5 protein-coding genes are annotated in these 4,456 nt (G+C 75.1%); 2 read left to right on the top strand and 3 right to left on the bottom strand.

Going from position 1 to position 4,456, the window contains the following annotated elements; all coding sequences use genetic code 11:
* Nucleotides 1-244: 244 nt before the first annotated feature.
* The gene (locus tag ACFXHB_RS44375) at nucleotides 245-856 is read left to right on the top strand and encodes a TIGR03086 family metal-binding protein (RefSeq protein ID WP_380582864.1); all 612 of its coding nucleotides are present in this window, start codon (nucleotides 245-247) and stop codon (nucleotides 854-856) included.
* Between the two features lie 3 nt (nucleotides 857-859).
* On the opposite strand, the gene ACFXHB_RS44380 is transcribed toward ACFXHB_RS44375, so the two are convergent.
* The 3 genes from ACFXHB_RS44380 to ACFXHB_RS44390 are packed head-to-tail and all read right to left on the bottom strand — an operon-like array spanning nucleotide 860 to nucleotide 3,061.
* Nucleotides 860-1,738: an ABC transporter permease gene (locus tag ACFXHB_RS44380; protein WP_380582866.1), complete on the bottom strand. Its 879-nt coding sequence runs from the start codon at nucleotides 1,736-1,738 to the stop codon at nucleotides 860-862.
* Nucleotides 1,698-2,582 carry an ABC transporter ATP-binding protein gene (locus tag ACFXHB_RS44385; RefSeq protein ID WP_380582868.1) on the bottom strand — a complete coding sequence of 295 codons (885 nt, stop codon included), beginning with the start codon at nucleotides 2,580-2,582 and terminating at the stop codon, nucleotides 1,698-1,700. The genes ACFXHB_RS44380 and ACFXHB_RS44385 overlap by 41 nt, the downstream gene beginning before the upstream one ends.
* A complete protein-coding gene (locus tag ACFXHB_RS44390) occupies nucleotides 2,579-3,061 on the bottom strand; it encodes a MarR family winged helix-turn-helix transcriptional regulator (RefSeq protein ID WP_380582870.1) in 483 nt (160 codons plus the stop codon). Before ACFXHB_RS44390 ends, ACFXHB_RS44385 begins: the two co-directional genes overlap by 4 nt.
* Nucleotides 3,062-3,220: 159 nt before the next feature.
* Between ACFXHB_RS44390 and ACFXHB_RS44395 the strand changes: the two genes are divergently transcribed.
* The coding region (locus ACFXHB_RS44395) for an MFS transporter (protein ID WP_380582872.1) at nucleotides 3,221-4,456 on the top strand (1,236 nt) is incomplete at its 3' end.

A 4,456-nucleotide genomic window follows, 5' to 3' on the forward strand; every position in this document is an offset into this window, starting at 1 on the left:
CTCACCAAGTAACACCCCCACAGCCCCACACCCCCGGGCCCACCACGACCACGCCGCTGCCCCACACCCCGGGACAGCGGCGTCGCCGCACCCCCCGACAGAAACCGCACCACCCACCCACCACCCCACGTCACGGTGCGACCGCCGTCCGATCCGGCTGGCGAAGCCGGGGGCGGAACCCTGGCCTGTCACGCCCTGTAGCGGTTTACTGGGAGGGACCAGGGCAGGAAAGGGAGGCCCGGCGATGGAATGTCCCCACCCCTCCGGCTTCCACGCCGAGGTCCGCCGGTACTACGCGGCCGCCGCGGCGGAGGTGTCCCGGCTGGTCCGAGCCGCTCCCGAGGACCGCTGGTCGGCGCCCACGCCGTGCCGGGCCTGGGACGTCCGCACGCTGGTCAACCACCTCACCGCCCAGCACCTCTGGGTCTGCCAGGCCGTGGCCGGCTACACCCCGGAGCAGATCGGCCGGCGCTTCGCGGGCGACGTCCTGGGCCGCAACCCGGTCGGCGTGTGGACGATGGCCGTCGACAGCGCCGTCCGCGCGCTGAACCGGCCGGGCGCCCCCGACCTCCTGGTGCACCTGCCGTACGGGGTCCGCGACCTGGGCGGGTTCGCGCGGGAGCTGACCGCCGAGACGGTCGTGCACAGCTGGGACCTGGCCCGGGCGCTCGGCGAGAGCGGCCGGCTGCCGCCGGACACCGCGCGGTACGCGTTCGCGGAGTTCCGGGGCTACCGCGACCTGACCGGCAGCGGCCAGTTCGACCCGTCGCGCGACGTGGTTCCCGGCGCCGACACCCAGGAGCGGCTGCTGGCCCTCACCGGCCGTGACCCCCAGTGGTCGGCCGAACGGATCTGACGCCTACCGCGCGAGCCGGCCCAGGAGCGCGGAGGCCGCCCCGATGCCGAGCACCGTCGCCAGCGCCAGCACCCCGAAGTCCAGCGGGAGGTGCGCGGGGGTGCCGATCAGCAGCCCGCGCAGCGCGTCGACCTGGTAGCTGAGCGGGTTGGCCTTGCTGACCGCCTGCAGCCAGCCGGGCATCAGGTCGACCGGGTAGAGGGCGTTCGAGGCGAAGAAGAGCGGCATGGTGATCGCCTGGCCGATGCCCATCAGCCGGTCCCGGGTGAGCACGATGCCGGCGATGGCCGTCGACAGGCAGGCGAAGAACGCCGATCCGAGCATCACCGCCGCCACGACGCCGAGCAGCCGCAGCGGGTTCCAGGTCATGGCGACGCCGAGCAGCGCCGCGAGCAGCACCACCACGGCGGCCTGCAGCACCGCCTTCACCCCGGCGGCGAAGGCCTTCCCGGTCACCAGCGCGGCGCGCGGGGTCGGGGTGACCAGCAGCTTGGTGAGGACGCCGGAGTCCCGCTCCCAGATGATCATGATGCCGTAGAAGATCGCGATGAACATCGCGGACTGGGCGATGATCCCGGGGGCCAGGAAGTCGAGATAGGGGATCCCGCCGGTCGGGATCGCCTTCAACCGGGTGAAGGTCTCGCCGAAAACCAGCAGCCAGAGCGCCGGCTGGACCGCCCGGGTGTACAGCTCGGTGCGGTCGTGGCGCAGCTTCTGCAGTTCGACCGCACACATCGCGGTCACCCGGGCCGGGACCACCCGCCACCCGGTGCGGGCCCGCGGGGGCACCAGCAGCAGGCCGAGGTCGGGGAGGTCGGCGGCCGCGGCGCGGCCGGCCGGTTCAGCCGACACGGCCGGCCGTGCGGCGGGTTCGGCGGACATCGTTGAAATCTCCTTCCGCGGTCTCGCCGCGGGACAGGCCGCGGCCCGAGAAGTGGCGGAACACGTCGTCCAGGCTCGGATCGGGCCGGCTCGGGTCCTGTTCCCGGACCCGCTCCTTCAGCTCCGCCGGCGTACCGAGCGCACGGATCCGGCCGCGGTCCATCAGGGCGATCCGGTCGCAGTGCCGCTCGGCCTCGTCCATGTAGTGGGTGGTGACCAGGACGGTCATGCCGGTGGCCCGGCGGATGGCGTCGACGCGTTCCCAGACGCCGGCGCGGGCGATCGGGTCCAGGCCGATCGTGGGCTCGTCCAGGACGAGCAGCCGGGGGGCACTGACCAGGGCCTGGGCGAGCTCCAGCCGGCGGACCATGCCGCCGGAGTAGGTGCCGGCCATCCGGTCGGCGGCCTCGGTGAGTTCGACGGCGGCCAGCGCCTGGGCGACCCGCTCGGCGCGCTCGGACCTCGGCACGTCGAAGACCCGGGCGAACAGTTCGACGTTCTCCCGCCCGGTCAGCCCCGCGTCGGCCGAGAGCTGCTGCGGCACGTAGCCCAGCAGCCGGCGGACCTCCGTCCGCTGCCGGGCCGCGTCGTGGCCGAAGACCCGGACCATGCCGGCGGCCGCCGGGAGCAGGGTGGTGATCGCCCGGATCGTGGTGGTCTTGCCCGCGCCGTTGGGCCCGAGCAGGCCGAACACCTCACCGGCGCGCACCGTCAGGTCGACCCCGTCCACGGCCTTCGTCCCGCCGTCCTTCCCCCTGCCACCGCCCTTCCCCCTCCCACCGCTCCGGTGGAAGGTGTACTCCAGCGCGCGGCAGACCACCGCGTCGGTCTCCCCCGGCGTCATCGCTCCGCCCTCCGTTCCCCGGCGCGCAGGCCGGTGGCGACGCCGCGCAACGCGGGCAGGGCGGCGGCCAGCGCCGCGCGGTCGTCGGCGGACAGCTCCGCCACCACCTCGCCGACCAGGGCCGTCCGCCGGGCCCGCCAGGCCGCCAGCCGTTCGACGGCCTCCCCGGTGGTGTACAGCAGGGCGGCCCGGCGGTCGGTCGGGTCCACCTCGCGGCGCAGCAGGCCCAGCGCGACCAGCTGGTTGACCAGGGTGGAGACCGAGTTGCCGGCCAGGCAGAGCTCCTCGGCCGCGTCCGAGACGCGCAGCCCCGGGGAGTCCGTGACCAGCCGCAGCAGTTCGACCTGCGCGCCGCGCAGCCGGGGCTCGGTCAAGCCCTCCCGCAGGCGTCGTCGTACCAGGCGCTGGATGCCGACGAGGAGGGTGGAGAACTCCTCGCCCAGTGCGGTGTCCGACGTGCTCGGGGCGTCCGAGGTCATACCTCCATGTTAGCTCTCAGTGAGAGGTATCAGTCCAGGGCCAGGACGCCGGAATCCGGTCCGGCCGGACGTTCAGGTCGGATTCACGCCAGTCCAACACCCCGGTGCGCTGGTGGACTTGGAGCCGAACCCGCGCCACCCACGGACAGGACCACCGGCATGCCCGAACACCACCGCCCCGCCCCGCGCCGGACCGGCGGCGGCGCCCCGCCACCACGCCGCCGGACCGGCGGTCTGCCCGCCGTCCTCGCCGTGACCACCGGCGTGTTCGCCATCGTCACCACCGAGATCCTGCCGATCGGACTGCTCACCCCGATCGGCGCCTCGTTCCGGATCTCCGACGGCACGGCCGGGCTGATGATGACGCTGCCCGGCCTGGTCGCCGCGGTGGCCGCGCCCGTCGTCACGGTGGCGGCCGGGCGGGCCGACCGGCGCACCCTGCTCTGCGGCCTGCTGGTGGTGCTGGCGCTCGCGGACCTGCTCACCGCGCTCGCCCCCGCCTACGGGGCCCTGCTGGTGGCCCGGGTCGCGCTCGGCGTGGTGATCGGGGCCTTCTGGTCGATCGGTTCGGGGCTCGCGCCGCGCCTCGTCCGGCCGGCCCGGCAGGCCCGGGCGAACACCGTGATCTTCACCGCCGTCCCGCTGGGCTCCGTCCTCGGCGTACCGGCCGGCGTGTTCCTCGGCTCGGTCGCCGGCTGGCGCGCGGCCTTCGCCGCGATGACCGCGCTCACCGTCCTGGTGCTGGTCACGCTCCTCGCCACACTGCCACCGCTGCCCCCGTCGGCCGGGACCGGCACCGACGTGCTGCGCGCGCTGCTCACCCGCCGGGGCACCCGCACCGGCCTCGTGGTGACCTTCCTGGTGGTGCCGGCCCACTTCGGCAGCTACACCTACGTCACCCCCTTCCTGGCGGAGGTCACCCGGATCGGGCCGGAACGGATCACCTGGCTGCTGCTCGCCTTCGGCGCCGCCGGTCTGCTCGGCAACGTCCTCGCCGGCGACCGGGCGGCGCGGGCGCCCGGTCCGGCGCTCGCCACCGCGGCCGGCCTGCTCGGCGGCGCGACCCTGCTGCTGCCGCTCGTGGGCACCTCCGGTCCGGGCGCCGCGGCGGTGCTGGTGCTCTGGGGTACGGCGTACGGCGCCGTCCCGGTCTGCTCGCTGACCTGGTTCCTCGCGGCGGCGCCGGACGCCCCGGAGGCGGCGGGGGTGGTGTTCACCTCGTCGTTCCAGGCCACCATCGCGCTCGGCTCGCTGGCGGGCGGCGCGGTGGTGGACCACGGGTCGACCACCGCCGTCCTGCTGCTGGGCGGCGCCGTCGCGCTCCTGGCGGCCGCCGCCGCCCGGGCGTTCGGCGGCCGGATCCGGCCCGACGCGGCGGACCGGATCCAGCGGGAC

It is taken from the genome of Kitasatospora sp. NPDC059327, assembly GCF_042752535.1.
Classification (GTDB): domain Bacteria; phylum Actinomycetota; class Actinomycetes; order Streptomycetales; family Streptomycetaceae; genus Kitasatospora.